Below are 16,449 nucleotides of genomic sequence, written 5' to 3'. Positions count from 1 at the left end.
AATCCAGATATGAATTCGTTTCGCGCAAAGGCGCAAAGACGCAAAGAAAGAAGCAAAGAAGATTAGTCCAAAATTCTTTCATGTTTTAAATCAGCAACGCCCAGCTTTTAATATTCACTTTCACCATTCAGCACAGGTAAAGGAACACGTTTATGTTCACACCATAAAGTGATACGGAATTTCTCGGATGTCCATTTTCTAGGATTAAAATTACTGCGATCGCATGGTTCAATACTAAATAAACGAGGCCCATCTTTGGCAGGATCGGTGAGAGTGGTTAACAAGGCTTGATATTGTTCGTCAGCCTGACTCATTAATGTTCTTAGTTGTACGCTCAAGGAATCAAAATTGGTCTCAAAGGCACTTAATATTTGTTGTTGTCCTTGTTTGAGTTCGGTAACGGCATTTTGCCATTCGGGTTTAGCTGTGACAGTTGCCATCAAAGAATCGATATTATGAAACTTGCGACAGACGGAACAACGCACTTTCGGTATTCCTTGTTCTTTAAACTCCATAATCTCATCCCGCTCGATTAATCCTTGGCAATTCTTGGTAGGGCAAGGGATATAAAGTCTGGGATCTAAACCTTTCCAGAAAGATCTGACTAACCAAGTAATCTCCGAGCAAAGATGGGCAAGAAACCAACTAGGATAGGCCGCTCGCACTCTAACATAAATATCGCCGTCGATTAACTTGAGAAACAAAGGATGTAAATGTTACAGTTTTGGAGAAAAACTAATTTAAAATTCCATATTACTAGATTTAATATTTGTGGTTCCAACCAACGATCTAGAAATAGCAAAACTGAAATTGAAACTTTATTCTTAACATGTTTTGTAATCAATCAATTTGTGATTAGTAAATTATTTTTGGGAATTCTAACTGTAGTTAATATTTCATTTAAGAAAGAAAATTAACTACATACAAACATTCATATTAAAAATGACTAATCACTTTGATCTTTTTTTAAGAATTAATAATTTTAAATTGGCATTTAAAAGATTACAAACTTCTCAAAGAGATTTGTATAAAGATTTGTATTATGAGGATACTCACATATTTGGATTATGTTTAGATAATAATCTGGAAAGTCTTATCAATGAAATCAAACAAAAAATATTTAAACCACAAAAATCACATAAAATTTTTATTCCAAAGAAAAATAATTTAGTTAGACCATTATCTTTATTGCATTTTAAAGATTTATTAGTTTATCAAGCAATAATAAATATTATTTCAGATAGTATTTCTAATGATATTTTTCCATACTATAACAATATTATATTTGGTAATTATTATTATACTTCTCATGCTTCAGAAAAAGATAGAATATTCTTCTTTAAACCTTGGAAAAAACAATGGAAAAAATTTGAAGAAAAAACCAAAGATTGTTATCAATCTGGATATCAATTTTTATCAGAATTTGATATTGCATCTTTTTTCGATACTATAGATCATAATATTTTAAGTCAACTTCTTAAAAAGACTCATAAAATAGATGATTTATTAGTAATTTTTTTAATAGATTTACTTCAGTCATGGACTGCTGATTTCAATCATAAAACATTTATAAGGAAAAATGGAATACCACAGGGGCCAATTGCATCAGCTTTTTTAGCCGATTTGTATTTGCTTCATTTAGATTTAGAATTTAGTAATAACAAACTGGATTTGAAATACATAAGATACGTTGATGATATAAGAATTTTTACGAGAGATGATGCAACAGGTAGAAGAGCAATTGCTTATTTAGATTTACTGGCAAGAGATTTAGGATTAATTCCTCAAAGTAATAAAATAACGGTTACCAAAATTAATAATTTAGATGAAGTTATTAAACATCAAAAAAGTAAATTGTCACTGATTACTAAAGAATTTAAGAAAAAAAAAGGAAGCTTGAAAGCTAAAACTCATAAAAAATTGAAACGAAGATTTATTGACTGTTTTGATAAAAATAGCAACGAGGAATATTTAGATAAAACAATAATTAAGTTTGCATTATATAAACTTAACCACGATAAAGAGATAAAAAAAGTAATACTAGATAATTGTGAAGAAATTTATATTCATTATGAATCAATACTATACTATCTACGTAGACACTTTTATCAAGATCAAGAAGTTAGAATATGGCTAGCCAATATTTTAACTAAAAAAGATATTCTATTTCATCATGTTGTGGCTCTGATTTTAAAATTTTTCCCAGATATAGAATTTATTCCTAGTCTTTATAATAAATACATGCAGAAAAAGCATAGACATTGGCTAGTAAAATACTATATGATTGCTTGGTTAGATAAAAATAACAAAAGTGAATTGATTTTAAAATTAAACGATAACAATTACTTTATTAATAGAGAATTAAATAAAATTAATTATTCTAAGATTAAAGATAGATATTATCACAAGATATTTATCAATGACTTGCTAAAAAGTAGCGATACATTGACTAGCTTACAGGGATTGTATTTAGATTTTTACAATATAGCTTTTGATTTTCTAAATGAATATGATTTATCTAAAGCAAACGAATATATAAAAACAATACGATCGAAGGATAAAGTAGATTATATTAATCACACTTTGATAAATAAACTTTTAATCAATGATTCTCGTAAATTCTTTAATGATGGGATATGGAGTGATATCGAATTGTACAATGAACTGCGCAGTGTATTTGCTACATTTTTTGAATTTAAAGAAGTTGATCCATCTAAATCACTCTTAAACTTAAATCTTTTTAATGAGTTAATTTTTGATAGGATTTGTCTTATGCTACCTATAACTAAAGCTAGTCAAGAATATGGAGTAAATTTGAAATCTGATTGTATTCAACGTCATTTCCCAATTACCAACCAATATTTTGCTTTAATCAACGACACTAGAAATCAAAAATCAGAAGCTCATGTGTACGATAAATTTGGAAACATAAGGACAAAAATAAAGATAAATGAACTTAATAATCTTATAAATTATGAGGTAATAGCTTTAAAGGAAATATGCTCTTACAAATTTATTTAAAGAAATAGTTTTTGCGGAGAATTTAATGCAAATTAATCTAAAAGCAAGCGACCAAATACAACTATCAACAATAACACTATTCATTTACGCCCTTTTTTGTAATCAGAACCTTCATCACAGGGAAAATTGCCAAATAATTCAATAATTTCTTGCTGTTGTCTTCTTTAAACAAATTCTTTCAACTCACTAGGCTCAAGATATAATTTGATCGCTTGGATTATCTGGGCATTTGCCCATATCTACTACTTAATAGAATTTGATAACAAACTAGTAGTGATGATTCAGTGGGCTTGGAACTATATCACTTTGGGCAGGGGAGCACGTCTAATTACCAAAACACCTGCACAACTAGAAATAGAGCCTCCCCAAAAGCTAGGTACAGAACCAGTCTCTGTGTAGAAGATTCCGTGAATTCTTGGAGAATATTTGGTTTTAATTTGCTATCTTGAGTACAGATGTATGTACTTAACAAGATGCTAACGAAACAAACAAATTACACTAATCTGCGTCAGAATTTAGCCTCAATATTGGATGAAGCGATCGCATTTAAGTAAAAATAAGAAATTCAGATAATGGTTTGTTTTTCATTTACTTGAATTATTTGCTATCTTGAGTACAGATATATGTACTTCATGAGATGCTAACCAAACAAACAAACTACACCAATCTACGTCAGAATTTAGCCTCAATACTTGATGAGGCGATCGCGGATCGAAATGTCATAATTGTCACTCGACAAGGAAAAGAAGACGTGGCAATTTTAGCTGCTGATGAACTTTCCAATATCCTAGAAACCCTACATCTTTTTAGATCTCCTGCCAATGCCCAAAAACTTATTACCGCTATGGAAAGGGCAAATGTGATCGAGAATCAACCAGAGTCAAAATCAGAAAGCCTAGCCGAACTTTGTCAGGAGTTGGGTATTGAACGATAGAGTTGTTATTTTTGATGCTCAGTTTCGAGATGATTTACGTTGGTGGGCTAGAAAGGATCGGAAAATATGCGGCCTGCGAAGCAGATCCCTGCGGGATCGTGTTTTAGATTTAGTCGAAGCAACCATTGCAGATCCGATCAAAGGAATTGGGAAACCAGAAAAACTCAAATACTTACCTGGATCTCGTTGGTCAAGAAGAATTACTCAAGAACATCGACTTGTATATCAAATAAGCGATGACAAATTAATTTTTCTACAATGTCGCTATCATTACTAAAAGATTCAGTACAAGAACCCGTATTTGTTTAAATGTGATCGCTTGCATCATAAATTTACGAAGTTTTTTGCTTACAATTAAAATACTGCGTAAATAAAAAATCATATTTTCAGGGTGCGTCCCATGACTAATGCTCTAGAAAAGGAAGTTGCTAAAGCTCCCAAATCCACCCAAAAAGCCATTCGCAAGATAATCAAAACCAGCTATCGCGAACCAAAGTCTATCTTTAGTAGATTTAACAGGTAGGGGATTAACTTTATTAGATGCTGATGCCAGACTGTTAACTGGAGATTATACAATTGCCCAACAATGGCCTCAAGCTTTACAAGATCATCCTAGTAGTCCTGATGGAATCTATTATCGTTCTCGACATGATCCGTCACGTTTTTGTCTAGCACTCTATCAACTACCAACTCACTCAATATTACAAGTAATAAATACTTATGATTTTCTGAGTGATGAATATTTAGAGAGTTTGGCTAACATTTTAGATGAATATCAATATGGCTTAAAATGAACATTCTAGGCTAAATCGAACAGTAAGATTTCTGTATTGTCAGCGATCGCGACTAGCTCTAGCTCGCCTTCTTGAGTAATTGCGGCACCATCACCAGTCTCAAGAGTTTGACCATTGATTTTTGCCGAACCTCTGACTACTTGCAACCATAAAGACCTATCGTTATCGGCATTATAGGTTACGCGATCGCCTTGATGCAAAACAGTAGCATAGAGATTAGCATCCTGATGAATTGTCACCGAATCTTCTCTACCATCAGGTGAAGCAACAAGTTTGAATTTTCCTTGTTTTTCCGCTTCAGAAAAATTTTTCTGTTCATAGCTAGGTTTAATTCCTTTTTGCCCTGGTTGAATCCAAATTTGCAGAAAATGAACTGGTTCAGCATCAGAAGCATTAAACTCACTATGGGCAATTCCTGTTCCCGCAGACATCCTTTGCACATCTCCCGGACGAATCACCGAACTATTCCCAACACTGTCTTTATGCTCTAATTCTCCCGACAATACATAGGAGATAATTTCCATGTTTTGATGGCTGTGAGTACCAAAGCCTTGAGAAGGTTGGACTTTATCTTCGTTAATGACCCTTAAATTACTAAATCCCATGTGATTCGGATCGTAATAACTACCAAAAGAAAAGGTATGTTTACTATCGAGCCAACCAAAGTTAGCACGACCTCTTTCTTGCGCTGGACGGATGGTAATCATAATTTGCGCCTCCTATCCCAATTCAGAATTATTTTATCGGGCTTTGCCCTTGAAGGCAGACGGCAGAGGGCAGATGGCAGAAGGTTTAAATCTACTTCTTCCTTCCCACTTTGGTTTAAGACCTCTTCTTTTAGGAAGAAACGGGGTTCGGGAGGGGTCAAAACACCTTCTGAACAAGAGAACTTCTGCCCTCTGCCTTCATTCTTCTGCCTTCGTTTATTCTTGATTACATTATCGATTAATTCTATAGAAAAGACAATATGATATTTTGTGGACAAATTGTTTCTATTTTGATGACAAATCCATGGATAAATTTGCTAGTCTGAAAGCCTTCACTGCTGTAGTTGAATCAGGGGGTTTTGCAGCGGCTGCCCGAAAACTGCAACTATCGCGATCGCAGGTAAATAAGTTTGTGATCAACCTAGAAAATCATTTAGGAGTGCAGTTGTTTTATCGCACTACTCGCAAAGTCACCCCAACAGATAATGGTCGAGCTTTTTATGAACGATGCATTGATATTTTAAGTAGCTTGGAAGAAGCAGAATTGGCGATCGCACAACAAAGCCAGCAACCAAGAGGAATTCTTAAAATTAACGCTCCGATGTCTTTTGGTATTTCTGTTTTCGGTTCAAAAATTGCCGAATTTATGGGTCTTTATCCTGAGATAAAAATTCAACTAACCTTAGAAGATCGCTTTGTTGATCCAATATCTGAAGGTTATGATCTCAACATCAGAATTGGGGAACCGCCGCAATCACCTAACTTAGTGGTTAATCCAATTAAAACCTTTTCTCGTTTCTTGTGTGCAGCGCCTCGCTATCTTGACGCGAGAGGAATTCCCCAATCTCCTCAAGATTTAAAACATCATAATTGTCTTCACTATGGTTATTCAGCGTCGGGTTGCCAGTGGATAGTAATTAAAAATGGAGTAAGAGAAAATATTGCGATCACGCCAGTATTTTGTGCCAATAATGGGGAAGTGTTAAGAGATGCCGCGATTAATGGCTTGGGAATTATCATATTGCCCAATTTTATTGTCGATTCAGCATTAGCCAAGGGAGAATTGCAATCAGTTTTACCTGAGTATCAGACTTTGGGCTTAAATTTATCTATTTTGTATCCTCTGAATCGGCATCTCGCCACAAAGGTTCAATTATTCACTCAATTTCTTAAAGATAGTTTTGCTTAATTCATTCTTTATTAAAAATGGGATCACAAAAAAATCAAGACTTCTGCTATTTCATAATTCTTTGGACAATTAGCTAGGAATAAAAAAGATTAAGTAACGCGATCGCAAAAGGAATAGTAGAATGCTTCGATAGTATAGTGATCAGGGAAGAAACATAGATGATCTAGTTTAATTATCATCAATACATACCTAATCTAAAATGAATGATTCTGATAGAATTGACTTCTTTTATGATCTTTCTGAAGTTCTGACAGGTTATAAACGGATTAGACTTTATGCCACAGGTCAAGGTGATTTCTACTTTGCCACCTTAAATGAAATTTTAGGAACTGATCTGATCACTGAATTACTAGTCGAGTTTGAGTCTCTAGTCGAACAATCAAACAAGCCACCTTATGAGCACCTCAAATCACTAATCAGACAAAAGATGTTTGACGATGGTAAATGGGGGCCGATATGTAAAAACATTATCAAAATGTGGTACATGGGTAACTGGTATCAGATGCCAGACTATTGGCGAGAAAATTATGTCAATAGCACCGCGGATATAACTAAAGTTCTCTCTGCTAATTCTTATATAGAAGGTTTGGTTTGGGCAGCCATGGAAAGACATCCCAAATCAGCCAAACAACCAGGATATGGTACCTGGGCTTTTCCTCCTCAATCAACAGTAACCAACTAATTCTATGCAAAACGAAAAAGAGTTTGATGTAGTAATTGTCGGAGCCGGAATTACTGGATCAATCATAGCTAAAGAACTCAGCAAAAAATGTCACGGGCTGGAGATTCTGATTCTAGAAGCGGGGATGGGTAACAGCTCTGATTTTAGTGATTATGAGCTCTATAACGATCAGTATTACAATGCGATCGCCAAAACCCCGAACTCTCCCTATTCCGATTCTCGGTTTGCACCATCACCCAGCGTACTTGATGTCAGTAATATTCAGGAACATGGACCCATCACTAAGGGATATTTTGTACAAGAAGGCCCCTATCCATTTCTAAGTAACTATAATCGGAATATCGGCGGCACAACCCTGCATTGGCTGGGGACGACCCTCCGAATGTGTCCCAATGATTTTAAGTTAAAAACAGTCTATGGGCAGGGAGTGGATTGGCCCATAAGTTATGAAGACTTGCAACCTTATTATCGTCGTGCCGAATTTGAAATTGGAGTTTCAGCGGAAGTAGAGGAACAGGCTATTCTCGGTATTCATTTTCAGGATGATTATGTATTTCCGATGCACAAGATTCCTCAAAGTTATCTCGATCAACAAATGTCTGAGGGTCTAAAAGGATTAAAGATCGATTTTGAGGGTCAGGAATATCCAGTAAAAGTAATCAGTACTCCACAAGGCAGGAATGGTATGCCCAATCCTCAATACCGTAATGAGGAAACAAGGAAAATTACTGGATTTACACCGATAGGGGCTGTCGGAGCGCCAGAGCTAGGTCAACGCTGTGAAGGTAATTCTAATTGTGTTCCTATCTGCCCAGTTCAAGCGAAATATAATGCTATTAAAACTTTGGATGCGGCTTTAAAGAATACTAATTCTAAAGTAATAGTCCTAAATCAATCTCCTGTCTCTACTATTGAAATTGATCCTTCGACACATAAAGTAACCAAGGTTCATTACAAAACCTATGAATATACTGCTGATAAGCAGCGTGCAAATATTCAATCCCATGTAGTGCAAGGGAAGATTGTCATCTTGGCGGCCAATGCCATAGAAAATGCCAAGATCCTCTTAGCTTCAAAAGCCTGTACTACTAGTGGTCAGGTGGGCAAAAACTTGATGGATCATTTGGTGATGCTCACCTGGGGACTTTTCCCTCAAGACATTGGAGCCTATCGCGGGCCTGGTTCTACCTCTGGGATGCCATTAACCCGAGATGGCAATTTCCGCAAAAATCGTTCTGCCTTCAGAGTTGAAATTGGCAATTGGGGATGGAATTGGCCGCAAAATACGCCAGAAAGTACATTAAAAAATGCTGTTGATGGTAATGCAGAGGAGTTAACTGAGGGTTTGTTTGGCGACGAATTAATCGAATATATTAAAGACCAAACCAGCCGACAATTCAGAATAGGTTGGGAAATGGAGCAACTGCCTTCGGATAAAAATTACATCACGATCAATGAAAATTACAAAGATGATCTAGGAAATTACCGTCCGATTATTCATTACGAACTCAATGATTATGAGAAAAAAGGAGCAGTAGCAGCTGCAAAATTCTCCGATCTGGTATTTAACCACTTGGGGATTACCTCAAAAACGAGTTATAAAGAATCCGATCCTGGTTATTTTGAATATCAATATACAGATGAATGCAACAAAGAAACAATCTTCAGAGGAACCTTTAATGGTGCTGGTCATGTAGTGGGTTGTCATCGCATGGGAACCGATCAATATAATTCAGTGGTTGATGAGAATCAGCGATCACATGAACATCCCAATCTATTTGTTGCTGGTTGTGGCAGTTTTCCGACCTTGGCAACTTCTAATCCGACCTTAACAATGGCGGCACTAGCATTTAAGACCGCAGATGCAATCATCACAGAGTTTCAGTGAACAAAGTCAAAAAATTTCAAAGCTCCATATTATGACTAATCAAAAAACTATTCCCTATCATCTCCAGCTCTTAGAACCTACAGTCAAAGAAATCAAACAAGAGCCAGCTCTGTTACAGACTAAAATGATGCAGTGCCTGTGCAGTTGTGCTGCAAACAAGGAAGTCAATATTGACAATTTACATGAACATTTGCGGATTGCCATGATGCTGGAATTATCGACAATTCCTCCCTATTTATGCGCCTTATATTCTATTAAAGTTGGAGACGCTACCAAAGCAGACTACAAGGAAAAATATGGTGATAATGCTGAAGTCGCTTCTACCATTCGCACTGTGATGATGGAAGAAATGCTCCATTTCACATTGGTAGGCAATGTCCTCAATGCGACTGGAGGAGAAGTGAAGATCAATACCCAACAATATGTACCAGAATATCCCACTGTTTTGCCAGATAGTGCGGGGTTATTCTCAGTAGATCTTAGTAAATTTGACAAATCAGCGCTCCGCACTTTTCTCAGAATTGAACAACCGACCCCAGAAGATACGCCCCCAAGATTAGATGGTTATGCAACTATTGGACAGTTTTATCATGCGATCGTTGATTTGATGGAGAGACTAGAAGAAACAGCGCAAGCAGAAGGTAGTACTATTTTCACGGGCAATAGTAATTTGCAGATAGATTCTAATTACTATTACGGTGGCGGCGGCAAAGTGATTGCCGTACATAATCTTCAAGAGGCAAAAGATGCGATCGAGGTAATTTTAAGTCAAGGGGAAGGCTCGGAAATGACAATCTATGATTCTGACGATACAGAATTTGATCAGATTCGAGAACTCGCGCATTATTTCAAATTTAATGAAATTTATGAAGAACAGCGTTATGCGACTTCTCAAATAGACCCCAAAGAGCCACCCCAGGGAACCAGAATGTCTATTAAATATGACCAGGTATACAATATGGGCATCAATCCTCAAACGGAAGATTTTGGGTCAGAAGATCTCAAAAACCTATCTAATGAGTTTAATCAAATTTATAAAAATCTTTTAGATGGTTTACAAAGTGCTTTTACCGGCCAGCAAAATGAATTGCTCAAAGCCGTTAGTCAGATGTATCAGCTCCAGTATAAAGCTGTAGAACTTATGAGAAACCCTATCCCTTGTAAAAATGTGAATGCAGGCCCTACCTTTGAATTTTTGAGCTAGTGTCGCTGCGCGGAAGTAATGAGTAATAAGTAATGAGTAATGAGTAATAAGTAAAGTCAATCTTAATAAACTTCTAGATCGCAAATAGTGTTTTCTAAAAGCGAAATTTTGCTTAATGTCCTATTTTGAAGCTCGACAATTTTTTCATCGGGAAGTTCTCCTTCGACAGTAGCTTGAACAGAATATCTTTCTTCAACAAATCTGACGGTCACTCCATCTATTTTGATGCGGAAGACATTATATTCATCCTCATCTTGGGGTAATTGTTCGCAGGGGAAGCCAAAAGAATAGATATCTTTGATCAAATTAACATCGGGTCGATAGCCAAGTTCTTTTTCTAGATTTTTTAAATCCTGTTGGTAATGCTCTTCCCATTTGACTTCCAGAGACCATAAAGCTTGTCTGAGATCCCAAAGATGATTATGCTTGCGATCGCGACGTTTAATTTCCCATCTTGCCCAGTTTCTCTCGGTAAGGCGCTGCCAATGCCAGTCTTGGAGATCTAACTGCCAATCATCGATATTTTCTCTCAAGGAAAATTCTTGCCCTAAATCAATTTTTCCCTTGGTTACTGTAATGAATTTTCGATCAGCACTCAGTACTGCTCTGTGCCCATGAATCCATCCTGGAGAATTACCGGACGAATTCACTTTCTCGATTTTGAAGTTGTCGAGATTTAGTAAATATATTTGAGTGTTACTTTGATTTCGCTCTTCATAATATCCCAGATTGCCAATGATAATTATTTTGTTCCCCAATAAAGTAGCTGAATGAAAATCTGTCGGGGGAAATTCATCTTTTGAATAACAATAAAACTCCACAGAATCATCAGGATTGACAACGACCACATCATTGTAAATATAGAAATCTGGATCGTAGTAGTCTTCATGTTCTCCCGCAATGTAAATTATTCGTCCATCAGGTAATTCTGTAACGGATTGCCCAAAACGATCAAAACTCCAGGTTGCTCCAGCATCAAATGCTGATGGGCCATTTAATTTTTGAGTTGACTGATAACCACTTAGCTTAGAATGCACTAACCATTCCCAAACTTGAGATTGAATTTTTGTCGGATTTTGGTCTCCAAAACGAGGTGTTCTCCACTCCAGAAATAATGCAGGAGTTACCCCATATTCTTGAGGTTCTATTTCTTCAGTCATGATAGTTAATTTCCCCGACTTTAATACTCTCTTATTTGGTAATTTGAGTTGCCACATGATGACCAATCAAATAAGCTGTCATCTGCGGACTTACCCGAGGCAGAGGTGATGCAGAAAGATCTGCCACATAGATATTCTGGCTACCTAATACTTTGCCGGTATCCTTAGGCGAGCGCAGACCTAAATCTAAAGCCTTGCCAAACACACAACCTCCTGATAAATGTTGTTCCGTCAGTAGGTCATAGCGACTGTAGTGATTAATATAGTTGGGAATTTGCTCTACCTTGTAAGGCATTCTGGTTAAGAGACGAATCAAAAATTGAAAGATCGGATGAGGTTTTTCTCCCAAAGATTCCATTAGGGGGATTTGCTTTGCGATCGCAGTTTCTGCTACCCGAAAGTCAGGATCATTTTTTCGAGATTTATCTTCAAAACAGCGGAGGACAATTTGATAAAGTTTGGTTTTTTTGTTTTCGTTAACTAGACAAACTGGTTGTGGCTCATAATAACCTTCGCGCGCAATATTAAATTTCACGATCGCAGAAATCAGATTCCATTGGTGTTTCCCCATCTTGAAAGGATTTACAATCGACCATAAAATATCATCCAAAGCATTCAAAATTCTCACAAGAGTTCTGCTCACCCGTTTCAGACAGTTAAAGACTCCCGGTTTTCTAATCATCCAAAACTTTAACCAATTAGGAACCCAAAAAGCTAAAAACAAATGAGATATCAAATAAAGAAGAACACCCAATTCCCCAGAGAAGAAATCAAAATTGCAAATTGTGGGCTCTCCTTGACTATTATCATCAGCAAATTCCTCCGTCGTGGCAAATAAAGAAACATATTGATCTTTCAATGTCACCTGGAGAGTTTGGGGAAGCAAATAAATCCCAAAGGGCAAAAGAATATGATCGTTAACATGTTTACCAATCTCCATATTATTTTCTTTGTTAACCGAAAAATCCAATTCTTCCAACTTTTTCTTCACATGTCTAGCTACAGCAGTTAGATTTGTCGTGGGATCTTTACGCTCAAAAGAGCGGGCCAACTCTTCTTTCCTAGCATCCCAATAAGCCTGGTCATGACCTAGATTTTTGGTTAACCAGTCCGATGATTCAAAAATCATGGTGTAATTTATCGAGCCACCGCCACCCATAGTACAGGCTCGACCGGAAAGAATCGGAATTTCATCAGAGGTTTGAGCAGTATGAAGCTTAAAGATATTGCCTTCTGCATAGGACTGTGTCCAGTTTCTTTGATGGGTAATTTCACTGGTTTCAAAGAAATTATCTCCCTCTTCCAAAACCAAAATCTTACCCCCTGAGGAACAAGCCAAATATTGACGGAGAAAAGCACAAGCTCCATTCCCAGAACCTACCACGATAAAATCATATTTTCGAGCATCTTCGCATCGGGTTATCTTTGCCATTGTTACCTCTGGTTTCTGAGATATTTTTGATTCTCTACTTCCGTTTTAATTGAACTGGCACTACTTAACACTCATAGCTTATTGATTCTTATGGTACTATCTGAATCATAACGAGGGTATTAGACTTTAACTTGCTCGTCTACTATTTTGTTAATTAACCCCTTTGTGGTGTAGGAGTTATTTCAGTGAAATCCAATTTTTCTCAATTTTCAGAGTCTAAAACACCCTCTCAGCCACTCCGTATTGGGGTTATTGGCGTGGGTAATATGGGAAGACATCATGCACGGATACTTAGTTTGCTTAAGGATACTGAGTTAGCTGGAGTTGCTGATCCCAACGTAGAAAGAGGTTTGGAAATTGCCGCCCGCTACCGAACCCGTTTTTATGAAAATTATTTAGACTTACTGCCCCATGTGGATGCCGTTTGTATTGCGGTGCCCACTAAGTTACATCATCAGGTGGGAATAGATTGTCTCCAAGCAGGAGTTCATATTTTATTAGAAAAACCGATCGCCGCCTCAATTTCTGAGGCAGAATCTTTGGTTAATGCCGCAGCTGAATCCAACTGTATCCTCCAAATTGGTCATATCGAAAGATTTAATCCCGCATTTGTCGAACTTAGCAAGGTTTGTCAAACTGAAGAAATTCTCGCCATTGAAGCTCGTCGGATGAGTCCTTATTCTCAAAGGGCTAATGATGTTTCTGTGGTCTTAGATCTCATGATTCATGATATTGATCTTTTGCTGGAACTAACGGCATCGCCAGTGGTTAAATTGACGGCTAGTGGTAGTAGTGCTTCTGATGCTGGTTATCTTGACTATGTGACAGCAACTTTGGGTTTTGCTAATGGCGTAGTGGCTACTTTAGCAGCTTCTAAGATAACCCATAATAAAATTCGTACTTTGACAGCTCACTGTAAAAATTCTTTTATCGAAACAGATTTTCTGAATAATGATATTGCGGTTCATCGCTATCCCACAGGAAATTTAACCAGCAACAATCATCATCAACTTTATCGTCAAGATGGCATAATTGAGAAGGTTTATACAAGTAATATTGAACCTCTTTATGCCGAGTTAGAGCATTTTGTCAGTTGTATTCGTGGTGGGGAATGTCCCTATGTCGGAGGGAAACAAGGTATTCAAGCTTTGCGCTTAGCTACTCTAATCGAAGAGATGGCTCTTGATGGTAAGGTTTGGCATCCTTCAGAATTGCAACATCAAACACTCAATTACAGTTATCAGTGATCAGTTAACAGTGATCAGTTAACAGTTATCAGTTGGGTAATACCGTTAAAATTACATAAGTAATTTCGTTAATTGGTATATTTTTTATTTATAATATGGTTGGGATTTAAAAGTCTTTGGTTCGACTTAATCCTGAATTTTGACTCTTCATAATCAAATTAAGGTGGCACGAAGAATTGGGTATCATTGCCTTCTGGTGTTTCCCCAAAGAGGAAATCAAGTTAACCTTGGGTTGTGGCTAATTGAAATTTTTTGGCTTAATTTTTGTTTCGAGATCACGTTTTTTTGTGGTCGCTGTTTTTTTGTAATGTCTAATAAACATTTAAAAATACAATAGTAATTATTTAATTCAATTATTATTAATTATTAAAAGCAATTGATCAAAAGATAAATATTTTTACTCCTGAATGTATTTTTAACTTATAGCACTACATAATTTGGTTGGGACATTAGTAAATGTTGAAACTTATGATTAGTAAATTTTTGACTTTTGACTTTTGACTCTTGACTTGCGCGTAGCGCTATAGATATTAAAAGTAGACATCTTATATCTAACTACATTAGTAATCAGAATGCCGTGCATTTTTTATTATTAAAGACGTAATAATTGTTAAAGGTAAAGAGTATGATTGTTATCTATAATGTAGGTAAGAATCATATAAATAATATTGTATTAATCCAAGGGGATTTCTGGCAGAGCCTGGATAATAGTTTGAGAATCATTTATTTTCAAAAAGTTAGAGATTTTGGCAAACTATTATCTGAAGTGTAAATCAATTCTTTGGTATGGCAAAATTACTTCTCAGGAATTCTTTAGGAAGGGGGAATTCATGGCTAGTTTTACTGTCAATAATAACAATGACAACGGTGTTGGATCTTTAAGACAAGCGATCGCTGATGCTAATGCGGCAATTGGTCTGGATACAATTGAATTCGATAATAGTTTAAGCGGACAGCAAATCACTTTAACCAGTGGGGAATTACAGATTACCGATGGCCTGACTATTAATGGTCTGGGCGCCAATCTGCTGACTGTCAGTGGCAACAATGCTTCACGTGTCTTCTTGATCGATGATGGGGAAAGTAGTGTTGATCAAATTGATGTGACCCTTGATGGGTTGACAATTACTGAGGGGGTGCCAATTAATTCCCCTGGTTCTGTTGGTGGAGGTGGAATTGTCAATTTCGAAAACTTGACTGTACTCAATAGCAATATTTCAGATAATGCAAGCTCTGGAATAACTTCTCTAGGGGGTAATCTGGAAATAGTTAATAGCCTTATTTCTGAGAATGATAGTGGTGGAATAAGCGCTACTGGAGGAACAATTGAAGTAATACAAAGCACAATTTCTGGAAATATAGGCAGAGGCATTAGTCTTTACTTTGCAGACAGCGACGGACTCAAATTGTCCGACAGCATAATTTCCGACAATATAGACAGTGGAATTTCTGCTTTCAGATCCAGTTTTGAGGTAAATAATAGTCTTATTTCAGGCAATACAGGAGCAGGTATTGACGCCTTCCGATCTAATAGCACCATTAGCAATAGTCAGATTACAAACAATAAAGGTGGTGGTGCTGTGAGTTCTGAAAATCGTTGGGGTATTAGTAATAGCATTGTTGTTGATAATTTTGACGATAGTTCGCCATATAGTGAGCGTCAACCCGATATATCTGGTTCTGTAATAATTAGCGATGGTTACAATTTTATTGGCGACATCACAGGTATTACTGGTATTAATCCCTTTACAGAACCAGGAGATTTATTTGGCACGAGTGCCAATCCTCTTAGCTTATCTCAAATAATCGAAGGAACCTCAGGAGATGACTACCTAGAAGGCACTGCAGGCATAGACCGTATCGCAGGAGGCAATGGCAATGACACTCTCCGTGGTCGAGATGGCATTGATGTTCTGCTGGGCGAAGCGGGTCATGACAGACTCTTCGGTGATGGCGGAGAGAATACCCTTAGTGGTGGTGCTGGTGATGATGAGCTGTTTGGCGGAGTCGATAACGATTATCTGGAAGGGGGCGATGGCAACGATACTCTCTATGGTGGAGCCGGGAATGATCAACTCTTTGGTAACGCTGATGATGATCGATTAGTTGGCAATGATGGCAATGACAGTATCTATGGCGGAGCAGGAGTTGACATTCTGGTTGGTCAAAATGGTCATGACTATCTTGAAGG

14 protein-coding genes and 1 pseudogene are annotated in these 16,449 nt (G+C 36.9%); 11 read left to right on the top strand and 4 right to left on the bottom strand.

Translation table 11 applies throughout. From position 1 onward, the window contains the following. Positions 1 to 107: 107 nt before the first annotated feature. Complete coding sequence (locus tag XEN7305_RS03160; RefSeq protein ID WP_006507888.1) at positions 108 to 704, bottom strand: hypothetical protein; 597 nt, start codon at positions 702 to 704, stop codon at positions 108 to 110. A gap of 238 nt (positions 705 to 942) precedes the next feature. On the opposite strand from XEN7305_RS03160, the gene XEN7305_RS03150 reads away from it, so the two are divergent. The 5 genes and pseudogenes from XEN7305_RS03150 (at position 943) to XEN7305_RS30250 (ending at position 4,749) form a co-directional block, all read left to right on the top strand. After that, complete coding sequence (locus XEN7305_RS03150) at positions 943 to 3,021, top strand: reverse transcriptase domain-containing protein (protein ID WP_006507886.1); 2,079 nt, start codon at positions 943 to 945, stop codon at positions 3,019 to 3,021. Positions 3,022 to 3,225: 204 nt separating this feature from the next. Next, a pseudogene (locus tag XEN7305_RS30255) lies at positions 3,226 to 3,420 on the top strand (NAD(P)/FAD-dependent oxidoreductase); the annotation flags it as partial. A gap of 238 nt (positions 3,421 to 3,658) precedes the next feature. Further along, the gene (locus tag XEN7305_RS03140) at positions 3,659 to 3,955 is read left to right on the top strand and encodes a type II toxin-antitoxin system Phd/YefM family antitoxin (protein WP_006507884.1); all 297 of its coding nucleotides are present in this window, start codon (positions 3,659 to 3,661) and stop codon (positions 3,953 to 3,955) included. Continuing rightward, positions 3,945 to 4,232, top strand: a complete 288-nt coding sequence (locus XEN7305_RS03135) for a Txe/YoeB family addiction module toxin (RefSeq protein ID WP_006507883.1) — start codon at positions 3,945 to 3,947, stop codon at positions 4,230 to 4,232. The genes XEN7305_RS03140 and XEN7305_RS03135 overlap by 11 nt, the downstream gene beginning before the upstream one ends. Before the next feature lie 205 nt (positions 4,233 to 4,437). Then, entirely contained in the window at positions 4,438 to 4,749 is a 312-nt protein-coding gene (locus tag XEN7305_RS30250) for an RES family NAD+ phosphorylase (RefSeq protein WP_083889291.1), read from the top strand. A 5-nt stretch (positions 4,750 to 4,754) separates the two neighbouring features. On the opposite strand, the gene XEN7305_RS03130 is transcribed toward XEN7305_RS30250, so the two are convergent. After that, the gene (locus XEN7305_RS03130) at positions 4,755 to 5,456 is read right to left on the bottom strand and encodes a pirin family protein (RefSeq protein ID WP_006507882.1); all 702 of its coding nucleotides are present in this window, start codon (positions 5,454 to 5,456) and stop codon (positions 4,755 to 4,757) included. 304 nt (positions 5,457 to 5,760) lie between these two features. On the opposite strand from XEN7305_RS03130, the gene XEN7305_RS03120 reads away from it, so the two are divergent. The 4 genes from XEN7305_RS03120 (at position 5,761) to XEN7305_RS03105 (ending at position 10,419) form a co-directional block, all read left to right on the top strand. After that, a complete protein-coding gene (locus XEN7305_RS03120) occupies positions 5,761 to 6,645 on the top strand; it encodes a LysR family transcriptional regulator (protein WP_006507881.1) in 885 nt (294 codons plus the stop codon). Between the two features lie 199 nt (positions 6,646 to 6,844). After that, positions 6,845 to 7,327 carry a hypothetical protein gene (locus XEN7305_RS03115; protein ID WP_006507880.1) on the top strand — a complete coding sequence of 161 codons (483 nt, stop codon included), beginning with the start codon at positions 6,845 to 6,847 and terminating at the stop codon, positions 7,325 to 7,327. Positions 7,328 to 7,331: 4 nt separating this feature from the next. Further along, a complete protein-coding gene (locus tag XEN7305_RS03110) occupies positions 7,332 to 9,215 on the top strand; it encodes a GMC family oxidoreductase (protein WP_006507879.1) in 1,884 nt (627 codons plus the stop codon). Between the two features lie 31 nt (positions 9,216 to 9,246). Beyond that, positions 9,247 to 10,419: a ferritin-like protein gene (locus tag XEN7305_RS03105; RefSeq protein WP_006507878.1), complete on the top strand. Its 1,173-nt coding sequence runs from the start codon at positions 9,247 to 9,249 to the stop codon at positions 10,417 to 10,419. A 62-nt stretch (positions 10,420 to 10,481) separates the two neighbouring features. On the opposite strand, the gene XEN7305_RS03100 is transcribed toward XEN7305_RS03105, so the two are convergent. Further along, positions 10,482 to 11,579, bottom strand: a complete 1,098-nt coding sequence (locus tag XEN7305_RS03100; protein WP_006507877.1) for a hypothetical protein — start codon at positions 11,577 to 11,579, stop codon at positions 10,482 to 10,484. A 31-nt stretch (positions 11,580 to 11,610) separates the two neighbouring features. Then, the gene (locus XEN7305_RS03095) at positions 11,611 to 13,011 is read right to left on the bottom strand and encodes a GMC oxidoreductase (protein ID WP_006507876.1); all 1,401 of its coding nucleotides are present in this window, start codon (positions 13,009 to 13,011) and stop codon (positions 11,611 to 11,613) included. A gap of 185 nt (positions 13,012 to 13,196) precedes the next feature. Between XEN7305_RS03095 and XEN7305_RS03090 the strand changes: the two genes are divergently transcribed. Together XEN7305_RS03090 and XEN7305_RS26335 are read left to right on the top strand one after the other, a co-directional pair. Next, positions 13,197 to 14,258 carry a Gfo/Idh/MocA family protein gene (locus tag XEN7305_RS03090; protein ID WP_006507875.1) on the top strand — a complete coding sequence of 354 codons (1,062 nt, stop codon included), beginning with the start codon at positions 13,197 to 13,199 and terminating at the stop codon, positions 14,256 to 14,258. Between the two features lie 830 nt (positions 14,259 to 15,088). Beyond that, on the top strand, positions 15,089 to 16,449 hold a 1,361-nt coding region (locus XEN7305_RS26335), incomplete at its 3' end, for a right-handed parallel beta-helix repeat-containing protein (RefSeq protein ID WP_006507873.1).

The sequence above is a fragment of the Xenococcus sp. PCC 7305 genome, assembly GCF_000332055.1.
In the GTDB taxonomy this organism is placed as follows: Bacteria; Cyanobacteriota; Cyanobacteriia; order Cyanobacteriales; family Xenococcaceae; genus Xenococcus.
This window is presented reverse-complemented; position numbering and strand designations above follow the sequence as displayed.